The 15,931-nt window shown below is 64.6% G+C and carries 19 protein-coding genes; 15 read left to right on the forward strand and 4 right to left on the reverse strand.

The window, feature by feature from the left end:
• Positions 1-36: 36 nt before the first annotated feature.
• Together gatA and gatC are read right to left on the reverse strand one after the other, a co-directional pair.
• Positions 37-1,524: an Asp-tRNA(Asn)/Glu-tRNA(Gln) amidotransferase subunit GatA gene (gene gatA, locus AC2FMD_RS01240; protein WP_496712215.1), complete on the reverse strand. Its 1,488-nt coding sequence runs from the start codon at positions 1,522-1,524 to the stop codon at positions 37-39.
• Positions 1,525-1,527: 3 nt separating this feature from the next.
• A complete protein-coding gene (gene gatC, locus AC2FMD_RS01245; RefSeq protein WP_496678682.1) occupies positions 1,528-1,815 on the reverse strand; it encodes an Asp-tRNA(Asn)/Glu-tRNA(Gln) amidotransferase subunit GatC in 288 nt (95 codons plus the stop codon).
• A 216-nt stretch (positions 1,816-2,031) separates the two neighbouring features.
• On the opposite strand from gatC, the gene AC2FMD_RS01250 reads away from it, so the two are divergent.
• The 3 genes from AC2FMD_RS01250 (at position 2,032) to AC2FMD_RS01260 (ending at position 3,724) form a co-directional block, all read left to right on the forward strand.
• Positions 2,032-2,193, forward strand: coding sequence for a hypothetical protein (locus tag AC2FMD_RS01250; RefSeq protein ID WP_496678680.1), 162 nt, complete (start codon positions 2,032-2,034; stop codon positions 2,191-2,193).
• A gap of 202 nt (positions 2,194-2,395) precedes the next feature.
• Positions 2,396-2,959, forward strand: coding sequence for a DUF4202 domain-containing protein (locus AC2FMD_RS01255; RefSeq protein ID WP_496712216.1), 564 nt, complete (start codon positions 2,396-2,398; stop codon positions 2,957-2,959).
• 6 nt (positions 2,960-2,965) lie between these two features.
• Entirely contained in the window at positions 2,966-3,724 is a 759-nt protein-coding gene (locus AC2FMD_RS01260) for a class I SAM-dependent methyltransferase (RefSeq protein ID WP_496741074.1), read from the forward strand.
• Here the strand turns inward: AC2FMD_RS01260 and AC2FMD_RS01265 are convergent.
• Positions 3,684-4,370 (reverse strand): ceramidase domain-containing protein, encoded by a 687-nt coding sequence (locus tag AC2FMD_RS01265; RefSeq protein ID WP_496741076.1) that lies wholly within the window; start codon positions 4,368-4,370, stop codon positions 3,684-3,686. The two genes, AC2FMD_RS01260 and AC2FMD_RS01265, sit on opposite strands and share 41 nt — an antisense overlap.
• Before the next feature lie 57 nt (positions 4,371-4,427).
• Here AC2FMD_RS01265 and AC2FMD_RS01270 point away from each other — a divergent pair, with 57 nt between their 5' ends.
• The gene (locus tag AC2FMD_RS01270; RefSeq protein ID WP_496741078.1) at positions 4,428-5,120 is read left to right on the forward strand and encodes a metal-dependent hydrolase; all 693 of its coding nucleotides are present in this window, start codon (positions 4,428-4,430) and stop codon (positions 5,118-5,120) included.
• Entirely contained in the window at positions 5,117-6,295 is a 1,179-nt protein-coding gene (locus AC2FMD_RS01275) for a M24 family metallopeptidase (protein ID WP_496741080.1), read from the forward strand. Before AC2FMD_RS01270 ends, AC2FMD_RS01275 begins: the two co-directional genes overlap by 4 nt.
• Before the next feature lie 7 nt (positions 6,296-6,302).
• Here AC2FMD_RS01275 and AC2FMD_RS01280 read toward each other — a convergent pair whose 3' ends face one another.
• Positions 6,303-6,773, reverse strand: a complete 471-nt coding sequence (locus tag AC2FMD_RS01280; RefSeq protein WP_496741082.1) for a nucleoside deaminase — start codon at positions 6,771-6,773, stop codon at positions 6,303-6,305.
• On the opposite strand from AC2FMD_RS01280, the gene AC2FMD_RS01285 reads away from it, so the two are divergent.
• The 10 genes from AC2FMD_RS01285 to AC2FMD_RS01330 all read left to right on the forward strand — a co-directional run bounded on the left by AC2FMD_RS01285 (position 6,772) and on the right by AC2FMD_RS01330 (position 15,890).
• On the forward strand, positions 6,772-7,647 hold the full coding sequence (locus AC2FMD_RS01285) for a pseudouridine synthase (protein ID WP_496685835.1): 876 nt from the start codon (positions 6,772-6,774) through the stop codon (positions 7,645-7,647). The two genes, AC2FMD_RS01280 and AC2FMD_RS01285, sit on opposite strands and share 2 nt — an antisense overlap.
• Before the next feature lie 177 nt (positions 7,648-7,824).
• Complete coding sequence (locus AC2FMD_RS01290) at positions 7,825-8,739, forward strand: 5-bromo-4-chloroindolyl phosphate hydrolysis family protein (protein WP_496741084.1); 915 nt, start codon at positions 7,825-7,827, stop codon at positions 8,737-8,739.
• A gap of 30 nt (positions 8,740-8,769) precedes the next feature.
• Complete coding sequence (locus AC2FMD_RS01295) at positions 8,770-9,960, forward strand: toxic anion resistance protein (protein WP_496683541.1); 1,191 nt, start codon at positions 8,770-8,772, stop codon at positions 9,958-9,960.
• A gap of 11 nt (positions 9,961-9,971) precedes the next feature.
• Positions 9,972-10,925, forward strand: coding sequence for a DUF2927 domain-containing protein (locus AC2FMD_RS01300; protein ID WP_496741086.1), 954 nt, complete (start codon positions 9,972-9,974; stop codon positions 10,923-10,925).
• A gap of 22 nt (positions 10,926-10,947) precedes the next feature.
• Positions 10,948-12,096, forward strand: a complete 1,149-nt coding sequence (locus AC2FMD_RS01305; RefSeq protein WP_496741088.1) for an SPFH domain-containing protein — start codon at positions 10,948-10,950, stop codon at positions 12,094-12,096.
• A 9-nt stretch (positions 12,097-12,105) separates the two neighbouring features.
• Positions 12,106-12,423, forward strand: a complete 318-nt coding sequence (locus AC2FMD_RS01310) for a CPCC family cysteine-rich protein (RefSeq protein ID WP_496741090.1) — start codon at positions 12,106-12,108, stop codon at positions 12,421-12,423.
• 6 nt (positions 12,424-12,429) lie between these two features.
• A complete protein-coding gene (locus AC2FMD_RS01315; protein WP_496733948.1) occupies positions 12,430-13,545 on the forward strand; it encodes a TFIIB-type zinc ribbon-containing protein in 1,116 nt (371 codons plus the stop codon).
• 99 nt (positions 13,546-13,644) lie between these two features.
• Entirely contained in the window at positions 13,645-14,325 is a 681-nt protein-coding gene (locus AC2FMD_RS01320; RefSeq protein ID WP_496741092.1) for a nitroreductase, read from the forward strand.
• A 24-nt stretch (positions 14,326-14,349) separates the two neighbouring features.
• On the forward strand, positions 14,350-14,787 hold the full coding sequence (dtd, locus tag AC2FMD_RS01325) for a D-aminoacyl-tRNA deacylase (protein WP_496741093.1): 438 nt from the start codon (positions 14,350-14,352) through the stop codon (positions 14,785-14,787).
• Positions 14,787-15,890 (forward strand): glycerate kinase type-2 family protein, encoded by a 1,104-nt coding sequence (locus AC2FMD_RS01330; protein ID WP_496741095.1) that lies wholly within the window; start codon positions 14,787-14,789, stop codon positions 15,888-15,890. Before dtd ends, AC2FMD_RS01330 begins: the two co-directional genes overlap by 1 nt.
• Positions 15,891-15,931 lie beyond the last annotated feature (41 nt).

Raw genomic sequence — 15,931 nt, forward strand, 5'->3', positions numbered from 1 at the left:
CTGCTCCGTTCTTGCAGCGGTCGGGTCGACCGACCGTTACCACCATTTGCCCGGCTTGGCCACGAACCCCGCAGCGGATTCGAGCGCGTAGGCGGTGTTCAGCAGGTCGCCTTCCTCCCACGGACGCCCAATCAGTTGCAGCCCCAGCGGCAGCCCATGCTTGTCCAACCCGGCCGGAACCGAGATGCCCGGCAGACCGGCAAGGTTCACCGTCACGGTGAAGACGTCGTTGAGATACATCTGAACCGGGTCGGTTTCCTTCATCTCTCCCAGACCGAAGGCGGCCGACGGAGTTGCTGGGGTCAGAATCGCATCGACGCCCGCGGCGAACACGTCCTCGAAGTCTTTCTTGATCAGGGTCCGCACCTTTCGGGCGCGGTTGTAGTATGCATCGTAGAAACCGGCCGACAGAACATAGGTGCCGACCATGACCCGGCGCTGCACCTCGTGACCAAAGCCCTCGGCGCGGGTCTTTTCGTACATCTCGGTGATGCCATCGCCCTGCGCCAACGTCGCGCGGCGGCCATAGCGCACGCCGTCATAGCGCGCCAGGTTCGACGACGCCTCGGCGGGCGCGATCACGTAATAGGCCGGCAGCGCGTATTTGGTGTGCGGCAGCGAGATATCGACAATCTCGGCCCCCGCATCACGCAACATTTCGGCGCCGTCGGCCCAGAGCTTTTCGATCTCGGCGGGCATGCCGTCCATCCGGTATTCCTTGGGGATACCGATCTTCTTCCCCTTGATGTCGCCGGTCAGCATCGCCTCGAAATTCGGCACCGGAATCTCGACGCTGGTCGAATCTTTGGGGTCATGCCCGCACATCGCCTCGAGCATGATGGCGGCGTCGCGCACGTTCTTGGTCATCGGTCCGGCCTGATCCAGCGAGGACGCAAAGGCCACGATGCCCCAGCGCGAGCAGCGGCCATAGGTCGGCTTGATGCCGGTGATGCCGGTAAAGGCCGCGGGCTGGCGGATCGAACCGCCGGTGTCGGTGCCGGTCGCCGCAAGGCACAGATCGGCTGCAACGGCAGCCGCCGACCCGCCCGATGAACCGCCGGGGGTCAGCGGAGTGTCGTCATTGCCGCGCCGCCACGGGCTGACCGCATTACCATAGACCGAGGTTTCGTTGGACGAGCCCATAGCGAATTCGTCCATGTTCAGCTTGCCCAGCATCACCGCGCCGGCATCGGCCAGTTGCTGCGATACGGTGGATTCGTATTCGGGCTTGAAGCCTTCCAGAATGCGGCTGGCCGCCTGGCTGGGCACGCCCTTGGTGCAGAACAGGTCCTTGATGCCGATCGGCAGGCCGCACATGGCGGGCGCGTCGCCGGCCTTGATGCGCTCGTCGGCCGCCTTGGCGCGCTCCAGCGCGATCTCGGGCGTCTTGTGGACGAAGGCATTGAGCGCGTCGGCCGCGTCGATGGCCGTCAGGCAGGCCTCGGTCAGTTCGACCGAGGTGGTTTCACCCTTGCGCAGCGCGTCGCGGGCCTCGGCCAGGCCCAGTTTGTTCAGGTCGCTCATGTCTTACTCCACCACCTTGGGAACCGCGAAAAACCCCTCGCGCGCGTCGGGGGCGTTGGACAGGATCTTGTCCTGCATGCTCCCGTCGGTCACCACGTCCTCGCGGCGTTTGAGCCGCATCGGCGTCACCGAGACCATCGGCTCGACCCCTTCGACGTCAACTTCGTTCAGCTGTTCGATGAACCCCAGGATCGTGTTGAACTCCGAGGCCAGCGCCGGCAGCGCATCATCCTCGACCTTGATCCGGGCCAGTTTGGCCACCTTGGCGGCGGTGCTTTGGTCAATCGACATGGGAAACCCTCGTGTGCGTTACAGGGGCATTTACCCGTCTGGTGCAGCAGTCGCAAGACCGCCTGCGTGCGGGAATGGTCGGGCGGCGCCGGGGCCAGACCGATCCAGAATACCCGCCACGCAAAAAAGTGAACCGTTTCGTTCACTTTTCACTTGAAGTCCGCGTGCTGCATCCCCTTATGTTGTAAACGAAACAGTTCAGTTCGGAGGAAGCCGATGAAATCGACCATGATTGCACTGTCTGTAGTTTTTGCCACCGCAGCGGCTCCGGCCTTTGCCCTGGGTGTCCCGATGGGCGACCTGACCCCGACGCTGACCTTTCCCGATCAGCACCCTTCGGATCAGGTGAGCCAGGAAAAAACCTCACCCCGAAACTGACTTCGTTCTTGCCTCCCTGTTGGATCGGGCCGGTTTCCCCTTTTTTCCGGCCCGGTCCCCTACCTGCCCTCGTGGCGCCGCCGGCCCTTAACGGGTCGGCGCTTTTTTGTTGTGGCGCGATGCCTTATCGTACATGCACCACGCAGTATCGGGCTGGCTCAACCAGGTTTGCCGAACCCGTTTGACGAACGCAGGAGGTGCCATGACGGAGCGCAAGCAGAAGGTTCTGGACGCAATCGACGCAGCCAATTCGGCCGACCCCACCCAGGAAGACGGGCGTCCCGCTGCGCTGCTTTATGGCGAACGGATGAGCGCCGAGTTGCATCGACTGTTCCCCGACGCATCAGAGCCATTGCAGATCGCCGCCCGCGGCCAGCATGTCGAGCGCTGGAAGCTGGCCCGCTCGGCCTACCCCGAGGGGCGCGCGGGCTATCTGGCGTGGCGCAAGGCCCAAGCCGAGCATCACGCGCAGGTCGTGGTCGAGTTGATGTCCGAGGCCGGTTACGATCAGGCCGAGATCGACGCCGCCCGCCGTATGTTGCGCAAACAGGGCATCAAGCGCGACGACGACGTTCAGGCGCTGGAGGACGTGATCTGCTTTGTCTTTCTGAAATGGTATTTTGCACCCTTCGCCGCGAAACACTCGGGCGAAAAGATTCAGCGCATCGTCGAAAAGACCGCCCGCAAGATGTCGTCTGAGGCGCGCCGACGCGTGCTGGACGAGTTCGACCTGCCCGAAGACCTGGCCCGCGCTTTCAAGGATTGACACATCATGACCGATGACATGCGATTGTTGATCGACCTGCACCTGCCCAACGACCGGCAAGGCCCCGGCAGCGACGCGGCAACGGAAATGGCGTTGAAGCTGGCGGACGTTCAAGCCGATCCCGGATTGAAGGTCGCCGACATTGGCTGCGGCACCGGAGCTGCGGCCTTCTGCCTTGCGCGCCATCTAGGCGCATCGGTGACGGCAGTGGATTTCCTGCCGGATTTTCTGGCCGAGCTGGAGAGACGCGCCCAGTTCTTGGGCCTGGCGGCCCGGATTCAGACGGTTGAGGCGTCGATGGAGGACCTGCCCTTCGACGATGCCAGCCTTGACGTGATCTGGTCGGAAGGCGCGATTTACAACATGGGGTTCGAAAACGGTCTGAACGCCTGGCGTCGGTTCCTGAAACCCGGCGGTGTCCTGGCTGTGTCCGAGCTGACCTGGCTGACCGATCAACGCCCCGAACCGCTGACACGGCACTGGGATGCCGCCTATCCCGAAGTTGCGACCGCCGGACATAAGATCCGCCAGATCGAGACGGCCGGTTATGAACCTGTCGGCTATTTCCCGCTGGGCACCGACTGCTGGATGGAGAACTACTATCTCCCTCTTCAACGCAGCTTCCCTGCCTTCCTCGACCGGCATGGCAATTCCGAGCAGGCCAAAGCCATTGTCGATGCCGAACGGGCCGAGATCGCTTTGTATGAAACCTATTCCGACTTTGTCAGCTATGGGTTCTACGTGGCGCGGCGTCTGCCGGACTGACCGCATCCGTCATGGCCCGCCGGTAAACCTCGATCATCCAGCCCAGCATGGTGGCGTTCAGGATGTGCCACATAAAATGCGTTCCCATCGGGATGCGGGCGCAAAGCGGAGCATCGAGCGCGCGGAAGGTGATCGACGCGATCAGGATCGCAGCTCCGACCGCCAGACCCCAGGCCACCTGCGGCCTGCGCGCGCGCAAAAGATACGCATAGATCAGGATCAGCAACGGCACCGGAGCATATGCGGCCGACCCGCCCAGCCCGGGAACCAGTTGAAACACCGGTATGGTCAACGCCGCATAGGGGATGAACAAGGCCGTCAGCGCCACCGCCTTCGGCGTGGATAGCTGCCAGATGTCCCGGTTCACCGCGAAGATATAGACCAAGATGAACAGCAGAATCGGCGTCGTATCCGCCAGCGCGGCCCAGACTTGCGCATGGGTATGAAACAGATAGCTGCCAATGCCGATCACCGCCAGAATGGCGACCAGCAAGTTGGCCAACGGCAGACCCTGCCCCCGCACCCGCCGCCACATCACCCATGCCGCCAACAGAAAGGCCGCGTTGGACACGGCGTTTACGGGTTCGGCCCAATAGTCCGGCGACAGGCGCTCGCAATAGCCGTCGATTTCTCGCATCCAGTCCATGGATTTTTACATAGCCGATGCTAGGCTGGCCCTGAACCGGTTTCAGGAGGGTCTTTCATGAAAATCATCTGGTTGGGGCATGGCAGCTTCCGAATTCAAGCGGCGGGACAAGTCCTGCTTATCGATCCCTGGCTGAGCGGCAACCCGATGCTGCCCGAGGACCAGCACGACGCAGCCATCCAAGGCGCCACGCATATCCTGCTGACCCACGCGCATTTCGACCACGTCGCCGACGTTCTGCCGCTGGCCAAACGCCTGAACATTCCGGTGGTGGGCCAATACGACGTCATGGCCCATTGGGCCGAGGCCGAAGGGATCGAGACCATCGGCTTCAACAAAGGCGGCCGGGTCGACCTGAACGGGGTCAAGGTCGACATGGTGCCGGCCTCGCACAGCTCGACCTTCGCCACACCCGATGGCCCGCGCGCCGGCGGGTCCGAGGTGGGGTTCATCCTGTCGGCTGATGGTCATACAGTCTATGTCTCGGGTGACACCACGATCATGGCCGACATGGAGTGGATCGGCGACTATTACAAACCGGATATCGGCATTCTGTCGGCGGGCGGCTATTTCACGATGGATATGAAAGCCGCCGCCTATGCCGCCCGGCGGTATTTCGACTTCAAGACGGTGATCCCCTGCCACTACCGGACCTTCCCGATCCTGGAACAATCCGCCAAGGACCTGGCGGATGGGCTGCCGGGCGTTACCGTCATCGAGCCCGAGGTCCTGCAGGAGATCGAGCTTTGACACCCGCGCTGGCCTTCTCGGCGGAAGAATACGCGGCGCGGCTGGCCAAGACCCGTTCCGCGATGGCCCAGCGGGGTGTCGAAACCCTGCTGGTTGCGGACCCGTCGAACATGGCCTGGCTGACAGGGTATGACGGCTGGAGCTTCTACGTCTCGCAGATGGTGATCGTCCCGCGCGACGGCGCGCCCCTGTGGTGGGGCCGGACGCAGGACAAGCCCGGCGCGGCGCAGACCACCTGGCTGGACCCCACCGACCTGCACGACTGGCCTGAAGAGCATGTACAGCACCCCGAACATCACCCGGTCGAGTCGCTGGCATCGCTGCTGCGCGAGCGCGGCTGGACAACCCATCTGGGTGTCGAGATGGAAAATTATTACTACTCGGCCGCCAGCCACCGGATCCTTGAGACCGCGTTCGGCCGCGATGCGCTGATCGACGCGACCGGGTTGGTGAACTGGCAGCGTGCGGTCAAAAGCGAGGCCGAGATCGCCTTGATGCGCAAGGCCGGGCAGTTGACCGCGCATATGCACGCAGTGCTGCGCGACGGGTTCCGCCCCGGGGTTCCCAAGAACGTGCTCGTGGCCGAGGTTCAGGCTGCGGGCATCGCCGGGCTGCCGGGTCTTGCGGGCGACTATCCCGCGATTGCGCCCATCGCGCCCTCGGGAGCCGAGGCCTCGGCCTCGCACATCACTTGGAACGACCGTCCGCTGAAACCGGGCGAGGCGACCTATTTCGAAATCTCGGGCTGCCATCGCCGTTATCACTGCCCGGCCAGCCGCAGCCTGTTTCTGGGTGACCCACCCGCCGATATCCGGCGCGCAGAAACCGCGATCCTGACCGCGATTGAGGACACGCTGGCCGCCGCCCGCCCCGGCGCCACCTGCGAAGAGGTCGCCGCCTGCGTCTATGACAGCTTTGCCCGGGCCGGCTATGTCAAAGGCAATCGCACCGGCTATCCGGTGGGCCTGAGCTATCCGCCCGATTGGGGTGAGCGCACCATGAGCCTGCGCCCCGGCGACAGCACCGTTCTGCAGGACAACATGACCTTTCACCTGATGCCGGGTCTGTGGACCCCCGATTGGGGGCTGGCCATCACCGAAACCTTCGTGGTCACGCCGACGGGCGGGCAACCCTTGGCAGACATACCCCGCGAACTGGTCGTGAAACCGGCCTGAGCGCGCCTCAGCCCTTGGGCCCGCCGCCATCGCGCTGCGCGGCAAAGAAATCGCGCAGCAACCGGGCGCAGTCCTCGGCCGCGATGCCGTCATAGACGTCCGGCCTGTGATGGGCCTGAGGGTGCGAGAACACCCGCGCCCCATGCGCCACGCCGCCCGATTTCGGATCGGCGGCCCCGTAGTAGATCCGCCGAATCCGCGCTGCCGCCAGCGCCGCGGCGCACATGGCGCAGGGTTCCAGCGTGACATACAGGTCATGCCCCGTCAGACGCTCGGACCCGACGGCCCGGCAGGCGGCGCGCAGGGCCAGGATCTCGGCATGCGCGGTCGGGTCGTGCAACTCGCGCGTACGGTTGCCGTCTGCCGCGATGATCCGCCCATCCGGCGCGACGATCACCGCGCCCACCGGAACCTCGCCCCGATCACCCGCCGCGCGCGCCTGTTCCAGCGCCTTGTCCATGTGCGTTCTGAAGACCATGCCCCTGACTGCCCCAGAAACCCACCTTTCGCAAGCCGCGCCGATGCGCTATGCGCAGGGCATGAGCAACACCCCTCCTCCCGGCGACCGGATCGCCAAAGTGCTGGCCCGCGCCGGCATCGCCTCGCGCCGCGAGGCCGAACGCATGATCGAAGCGGGCCGCGTGACCGTGAACGGCAAAACGATCGACAGCCCGGCGCTAAACGTCACGCCCAACGACAGGATCACCGTCGACGGCAAGCCCGTGGCCGAGCCCGAACCCGCGCGTCTGTGGCTGTATCACAAGCCAACCGGTCTGGTGACCACGAACCGCGACGAAAAAGGCCGCCCCACGATCTTCGACAACCTGCCCGAGGGCATGCCCCGCGTCATGAGCGTTGGCCGGCTGGACCTGAATTCAGAGGGCCTTTTGCTGCTGACCAATGACGGGGCCATCAAGCGCAAGCTTGAACTGCCCTCGACCGGCTGGCTGCGCAAATACCGGGTGCGGATCAACGGCCGCCCCAAGGACGAGGACTTTGCCCCCCTGCGCCAAGGTCTTGTGATCGAGGGCGAAAGGTTCCAGCCCATGACCGTGTCGCTGGACCGCCAGCAAGGTGCGAATGCATGGCTGACGATCGGACTGCGCGAGGGCAAGAACCGAGAAATCCGCCGCGCGATCGAAGACATCGGCTTTACCGTGAACCGGCTTTTGCGCGTGTCCTACGGACCGTTCCAGCTGGGCAATCTCAAACCCGGCGAGGTCGAGGAAATCCGCCGCCGCGTTCTGCGCGACCAGCTGGGCCTGGAACCCGAAACCCCACCGGCTGCTGCGAAACGCTCAAGCCGCCCCCAAAGATCCCGCAGGCCGGGCGGCAAGAAATCACGCAATTGACGCGGGTTATCGAACCTTCCCCCTAGCGCCAAGCCCCTTGATACCCTAGGTTTTCAAGGGGACAACCGCAGTTGGAGGACGTCATGTCCGGGACCGGAGTGCAAAAAATGGCCTACGCGGCCCTGCTGGTGCTGTTGTTCGGCGTCTGTACCGGTTGGCTCGGGGGGCTCTGAAGCCATGGCCAAGCGATACGGCGGAAAGTTCAGCCCCGACGGCCAGTCCGACACCGACGCGCCCGCCCAGCGCGGGCAATACGATGGTGCCCGGGTGAACCCGGTCGGCGCACGCGCCAATGTCCTGTTCGTTCCGGCGATCCCTCTGGTCTTTTTGTCGCTCAACGACGGCGCGATCGGGATGACCCTGGGATTGCTCGCCGCCGGCATTCTGACCGCTGCAGCCTTTCTGCTGCGTGAAGGGCTGAAAGCCGAAGATGCCTACAACGCGCGCCGCACCGCGCGCCGCCCAGCCTTTCCCCGCAAGATCTTCTCGTCCGTTTTGACCGGGCTTGGGGTGGGTCTGGCCGCCTATCGCAACGACTATCTGGATGCAGAGGCCGCCAGCCAGGTCAGCCTCCTGGCGCCGGTCTTGTTCGGCGGCGTGGCCACGGCCCTGCATTCCGTCGCCTTCGGGCTCGACCCGATGAGAAACAAAGGCATGGAGGGTGTGGACACCTATCAACAGGACCGGGTCGCCCGCGTGGTCGAAGATGCCGAAGCGCATCTGAACCAGATGACGGATGCCATCAAACGGGCCGGCGACCGCAGGATCGAAGCCCGGGTCGAGCGGTTTCAGACCACCGCTCGCGATCTGTTCCGCACGGTCGAGGAGGACCCGCGCGATCTGGCCGGTGCCCGCAAATACTTGACCGTCTATCTGCAGGGCGCCCGCGATGCGACGATCAAGTTTGCCGATGTCTATGCGCGCACCCGCGACCCGCAGGCTCTGTCCGATTACTCGGCGCTGCTGGACGACCTCGAGCAGAATTTCTCGGCCCGCACCCGAAAGATGCTATTGGATGACCGCAGTGATCTGACGGTCGAAATCGACGTGCTGCGCGAAAGGCTGCAGCGCGAAGGCGTCCGGCTGGACTGACCGGCCAAACCAAGAACAGGGAAGCTTCTCATGTCTGACGAAATCAAGAAAAAGGCGGCCGAGGCCGAAACGCTGGTTCAGGAAGTTGTGGCCGTCGCGTTGCCCGAGCCGAGTTCCGAGATCGTGCCTTTGGAAGAAGCCGACGAACCGGTCGGCGCCGAGATCCGCAAGCGCATGGCCGAGATCGACATGGGCGACACCAACTCGATCGTGTCCTTCGGGTCGGCTGCGCAGGCCGAGCTGCAGGAAATCAGCCAGGCCATGCTGGCTGACGTTCGCAACAAGGATGTCGGACCCGCCGGCGACAGCCTGCGCGACATCGTCACCACGATCCGTGGCTTTTCCGTGTCTGAACTGGACGTGCGCCGCGAGCGCAGTTGGTGGGAGAAACTGCTGGGCCGCGCCGCGCCTTTCGCGAAGTTCACCGCGCGCTACGAAGAGGTGCAGGATCAGATCGACCGGATCACCGACAACCTTCTGTCGCACGAACACACGCTGCTGAAGGACATCAAGTCGCTGGACCTGCTGTATGAAAAGACGCTGGATTTCTATGATGAACTGGCGCTGTACATCGCGGCCGGCGAAGAAAAGCTGACCGAACTGGACAGCCACGACATCCCCGAGAAAGAGGCCGAGGTGCAGGCCGCCCCGGAAGATCAGCAGGTGATGAAGGCGCAGGAACTGCGCGACCTGCGGGCCGCCCGCGACGATCTGGAACGCCGTGTGCATGACCTGAAGCTGACGCGGCAGGTGACGATGCAATCGTTGCCCTCGATCCGGCTGGTTCAGGAAAACGACAAGTCACTGGTGACCAAGATCAACTCGACCTTGGTGAACACCGTGCCGCTGTGGGAAACCCAGCTGGCGCAGGCGGTCACCATCCAGCGCAGCGCCGAGGCCGCAGCCGCCGTGCGCGACGCCAACGATCTGACGAACGAGTTGCTGACCTCGAACGCCGCAAACCTGCGCCAGTCGAACAAGATGATCCGCGAGGAAATGGAGCGCGGCGTGTTCGACATCGAAGCCGTCAAAAAGGCCAACGAGGATCTGATTGGCACCATCAATGAAAGCCTCGCCATCGCAGATGAGGGCAAAGCCCGCCGCGCCGCCGCCGAGCAAGAGCTGAAGAAAATGGAGGCGGAACTGCGCGACACGCTGGCCTCGGCCAAGGCCCGCAAAGACGGGTTGGGCGACACCGCCGGAACGGCCGTGCCGAAATAAGGGCTGCGCGCATGCGGATGAGGCATCTTCTTGGGCGCATCTGCGGCTTGGGCGCATTGCTGATCGTCTCCGGCTGCGAGGATCCGCTCAAGACGTCGCTGGCGCCGCAGGCTCGACCCGAGGCTGCTCCATCCGCTGATGTCTACGTTGAACCTTCGGCCGCCAGCCGGGACCTGGCCCGCTACTACGAGCGGGTCGAGCGCGACCTGCTGACGCGCGGCCTGCTGCGCACCGACGGGGGCGGGCCGGATACCCCGTATGACGCCGACGATCTGGCGCGGAATTTCGAAACCATCGCGTTTTACAATGAGTATCCCGGCACCACTGTTTCGGCGGGCGGGCAACGCGTCGGTGGGCGCCTGAGCCGCTGGGCCAGCCCGGTCCGCGTTGCGGTCGAGTTCGGTCCCTCGGTTCCGCCACAGCGCCGCGCGGCGGACAGTGCCGATGTACAGGCCTTCTCGGCCCGGTTGGCGGCCCTGACCGGCCATCCCGTGTCCTCGGTCAGCCGCAACGGCAATTTCCACGTCTTCATCGCCGGTCAGGATGACACCGAATATGTGCAGGCCCGGCTGCGTCAGCTGATCCCCGGCATCGCGCAAGAGCAACTGGATCTGTTCGCGGATCTGCCACGCTCGTTCTATTGTTTTGTCTTCGCCTCGGCCACGCGCGGGGCGCCGAACACCTATACGCGCGCCGTCGCCCTGGTGCGCGCCGAGCAACCCGACCTCATGCGTCTGAGCTGCATCCACGAGGAAATCGCCCAGGGGCTGGGGCTGCCCAATGACAGCCCCCGGGCGCGGCCTTCGATCTTCAATGATGACGACGAATTCGCCCTACTGACCAGCCATGACGAAAAGCTGCTGACTATGTTGTATGATCCGCGCCTGAAACCCGGCATGACCGCGCAAGAGGCCGCGCCGGTGGTGCGGATCATCGCCCGTGAATTGATGGGGCAATCGCTTTGACCCCGATGACAGGAGAACCCAGATGGGAATTTTCGATTTTCTGACCGGAGAATTCATTGATGTCATTCATTGGGTGGACGACACCCGCGACACGATGGTCTGGCGGTTCGAGCGCGAGGGACACGAGATCAAGTATGGCGCCAAGCTGACCGTGCGCGAAGGCCAGGCGGCCGTATTCGTGCACGAGGGCCAGCTGGCCGACGTGTTCACGCCCGGCCTCTACATGCTTGAAACCAACAACATGCCGATCATGACGACGCTGCAGCATTGGGATCACGGGTTCCAGTCGCCGTTCAAGTCCGAGATCTATTTCGTCAACACGACCCGGTTCAATGACCTGAAATGGGGCACCAAGAACCCGATCATGCTGCGCGACCCCGAATTTGGCCCGACCCGGATCCGCGCCTATGGCACATACACGATCCGGGTCAAGGACCCGGCCCGTTTCCTGGTCGAGATCGTGGGCACCGATGGCGAATTCACCATGGACGAGATCAGCTTTCAGATCCGCAACATCATCGTGCAGGAATTCAGCCGGGTGATCGCGGGGGCAGGCATCCCGGTTCTGGACATGGCCGCCAACACCGCCGATCTGGGCAAGCTGATCGCGGCCGAGGTCTCGCCGGTGCTGGACGGTTATGGGCTTGAGATGCCGGAATTCTACATCGAGAACATCTCGTTGCCGCCGGCGGTCGAGGCGGCGCTGGACAAGCGCACCTCGATGGGGCTGGCGGGGGATCTGGGCAAGTTCACCCAGTATTCGGCGGCCGAGGCGATGACGGCGGCCGCCAGCAACCCAAGCGGTGGCGGCGGTATGGGTGCTGGCCTTGGTATGGGAATGGGCATGGCGATGGCAAACCAGATGTCGAACATGGCAGCGGGCCGGCCGTCAGGCCCGTGGGGCGCGCCCGCGCCCGCTGCCCCGCAACCGGCCGCGCATGTGGCCCCGCCGCCTCCGCCGCCGGTCGAGCATGTGTGGCATATCGCGGTAGACGGTCAGACCAGCGGGCCGTTCTCGAAGGCCAAGATGGGCCGCATGGCCAGCGCGGGCGAGATTTCGCGGGACACCTTCGTTTGGACACCAGGTCAGGACGGATGGAAGAAAGCGGGCGAGGTGCAGGAACTCGCGCAGCTTTTCACGATTCTGCCGCCTCCGCCGCCCGAGGCATGAGGCATCGGCATGACCGCATCGCGGAAACGCTCGAAGACAGGCGGGCGCAAAGCGCCGCAGCCGCCGCAATTCATCTGCCCGTGCTGCGGTTATGTCACCCTGGCCGAGCGCGGGGCCTATCTGATCTGCGCGATCTGCTTTTGGGAGGACGAGGACATTCTGTACGACAAGAACCCCCGCGAACCCTCTGCCGCCAACCACGGCCTGACGCTGGCCGAGGCGCGCGAGAATTTCAGGGCGATCGGGGCCTGCGAGGCCGCTATGCTGCCGCATGTCCTGCCCGAGGAGCAGCGCGCAGCCTATCTTCACTTTCCCGTCGACAACTGACCACCTATGACCCAGCCCCCTGCCCCACCACCCGGCTCTGCGGAACACCGTTTTCCATGTGACAATTGTGGCGCGGACTATCGCTTCGATCCGCAATCCGGCACGCTGACCTGTGACCATTGCGGCCATTCCGAACCGATCGGTGCTGGTCCTTGGGGAGGCGCCAGCCTGCGCGAGCTGGACTTCGACGCGGCCATCGCCGACCGCCTGCCCGACAGCGAGATCGAAGAGACGCGGGTTCTGACCTGCCCCAACTGCGCGGCGCAGGTCGAGTTCGACCCCAACACCCACGCCGCGGAATGCCCGTTCTGCGCCACCCCGGTCGTGACCGATACCGGCGTGAACCGGCACATCAAACCGCGCGGCGTACTGCCCTTTGCGCTTGACGAACGCGCCGCGCACAAGGCCATGAGCGACTGGCTGGGGCGGCTGTGGTTCGCGCCGAACGGGCTCAAGGACTACGCCCGCAAAGGCCGCAGGATGCAGGGCATCTATGTGCCCTACTGGACCTTCGACGCCGACACGAAATCGGCCTATCGCGGCGAACGGGGCGTGGTCTATTACGAAACCCGGACCGTGATGCGTGACGGCAAGCGGGTGCAACAGCAGGTACCCAAGGTGCGCTGGACACCGAAATCCGGCCGGGTGGCCCGGTTCTTCGATGACGTGCTGGTGCTGGCCTCGCAATCCTTGCCCAAATCATACACCGACGCGCTGCAACCTTGGGACCTGCCCGCGCTGGAACCCTATCAGCCCGAGTACCTGGCCGGGTTCCGGGCCGAGGCCTATACGGTCGATTTGCAGCAAGGCTATCAGGAGGCCCGCGGCCACATGGCCCGCGTGATCGAGCGCGACGTCCGCTTTGACATCGGCGGCGACCGGCAGCGCATCCACGCGATCGAAACCGACATCCGCGACGTGACCTTCAAGCACATCCTGCTGCCCGTCTGGATGGCCGCCTACAAGTATCGCGGCCAGACCTATCGCTTTGTCGTCAACGGTCGCACCGGTCAGGTGCAGGGTGAACGGCCCTGGTCGGCGATCAAGATCACGATTGCGGTCGTCCTGGGCCTGCTGGCGGCAGCCGGCATCGGGTATCTGGTGGCGACCGGACAGCAATGACCGCTGGGTTCCGCCGCCGAAAACTCTGCCGCGGAACCCCTTGAACATCCCCGGCTTCTCACCCATCCTGCCGCCGGCTGCCCCGGAGGAGAGGACGACGTGACCCTGGCCGATCTGAACACGCTTCTGACCGCGCGCCATTCCTGCCGCGCCTTCCGGCCCGATCCGGTGCCGCGGGGTGACATCGAACGGATCCTGACCAGCGCGGCCCGGGTGCCCAGCTGGTGCAACGCGCAGCCCTGGCAGGTGGTCGTGACCAGCGGCGCGGAAACGGATGCGTTCCGCAGCGCTTTGCGGGCCGAGGCCGAGACAGGCCAGGCGGAGCCCGACCTGCCCTTTCCGACCGGCTATTCCGGCGTCTATCAGGACCGGCGCCGGGCCTGCGGATGGGCCCTGTACCAGGCAGTAGGCGTAGAGAAGGGCGACCGCGCCGGATCGGCCCGGCAGATGATGGAAAACTTCAACCTGTTCGGCGCCCCGCATTGCGCCATCCTGTCCAGCCCGGCGGAACTCGGCCCCTATGGCGCGATGGATTGCGGCGGGTTTGTCACGGCTTTCACACTGGCGGCACAGGCCTTGGGCATCGCCACGATCCCGCAGGCGGCGGTGGCCGCCTATGGGCCGTTCTTGCACCGCTATTTCAAGATCCCCGATAACCGGCTGATCCTGTGCGCGATTTCCTTCGGCTATCCGGATACCGACCATCCGGCCAACCAATTTCGGACCGAGCGCGCCACGCTGGACGAGTTCGTCACCTGGCGTGGGGCTTCGGCCGAGTGAGCGGAGTTTGAGAAAGACACCGATATGCGCGCATCGATACAAAGGGTGTCCGAGGCATCGGTCTCGGTCGAGGGGCAAGTCATCGGCCAGTGCGGGCCGGGGCTGCTGGTGCTGGTCTGCGCCATGCAGGGTGACGACGACTTCCGCGCCGAGCAACTGGCGGCAAAGATTGCCAAGCTGCGGATCTTCAAGGATGACGCGGGCAAGATGAACCGGTCCGTGCTGGACATCGGCGGCTCGGTCCTTGTGGTAAGCCAGTTCACGTTGGCTGCCGACACCTCGCGCGGGAACCGCCCCGGATTTGCGGCGGCCGCCGATCCCGCAACCGGCGAACGCCTGTACGAACACTTTGCCCACGCGCTGGCCGCGCTTGGCGTTCCGACCGAAACCGGGTCTTTCGGAGCGGATATGGCGGTGTCCCTGATCAATGACGGCCCGGTTACGATCTGGATGGACATGTGATGACGATGCAGGATCAGGCGATCGCGATCTGGAAGGCTGGCGTTGCCGCCGTTGACGGCTACGGCGCGGTCAAGGCGGCGCTGCCCGATGTTCCGCGCCCCGATCAGATTCTGGCGGTAGGCAAGGCCGCGGCGGCGATGATGAATGCAGCGCAGGATCATTTCGGCAAGACACCGGGCCTGGTGGTCACGAAAGACGGCCATGCCGAAGGGCTGCCGTCACATCTGCAGGTCATCGAAGCCTCTCACCCCGTGCCCGATGCCCGCAGCCTGAAGGGCGGCCAGGCTCTGCGCGCGGCGGTTCAGGCCATGGGTCCCGGCACGCATCTGTTGCTGCTGGTCTCGGGCGGTGCGTCCTCGCTGGCCGAGGATCTGGTGCCGGGGACCACCCTCGAAGATCTGGCGCGGCTGAACGCGCAGCTGCTGTCCGAGGGCCTGGACATCACCGCCATGAACGCCCGCCGGCGCGAGATGTCGCGGATCAAGGGCGGGGGCCTGCTGGCCGGTTTCGGCGGAGCGCGCGCGACGGTCCTGGCCATTTCGGACGTACCGGGGGACGACATCAGCGTCATCGGATCGGGCATCGGCGCCGTACCCGAAGCCCCTCAATTCGAAGCCAGAGTCGAGATCATTGCCTCGAACGCCCATGCGCGCCGCGCCGCAGCCTACGCGGCACGTGCCGCCGGTCTAGACGTTCTGGCCGAGGAAGAGGCCCTGCACGACGACTATCTGTCCGTCGCCGCTGATATCGGCGCGCGGCTTCGCCAGATGCCGCCGGGCGCGATGATCTTTGGTGGAGAGCCGACGGTTGTCCTGCCCGAAAACCCGGGACGAGGCGGGCGGAACCAGGCGCTGGCCCTGGCGCTGGCGCGCGAGATTCAGGGATGCGAGGGGCTGTATGTCGTGGTCGGTGGAACCGACGGAACCGACGGGCCGACCGATGCGGCCGGCGGTGTCGTGACCGGCGCGACATGGGCCAATGGGGCGGACAAGGCCTTGCGCGATGCCGATGCGGGCTCGTTCCTTGACCGGGTCGGCGCTTTGCTGGTGACCGGCCCCACGGGAACCAATGTCATGGATCTGGTTGTCGCAACAAAGGAATGAATTGACGCTTTTCCTCTCACACCATCCGCCGATGCGCCCGA

It is taken from the genome of Ruegeria sp. BHSC276 (assembly GCF_059612945.1).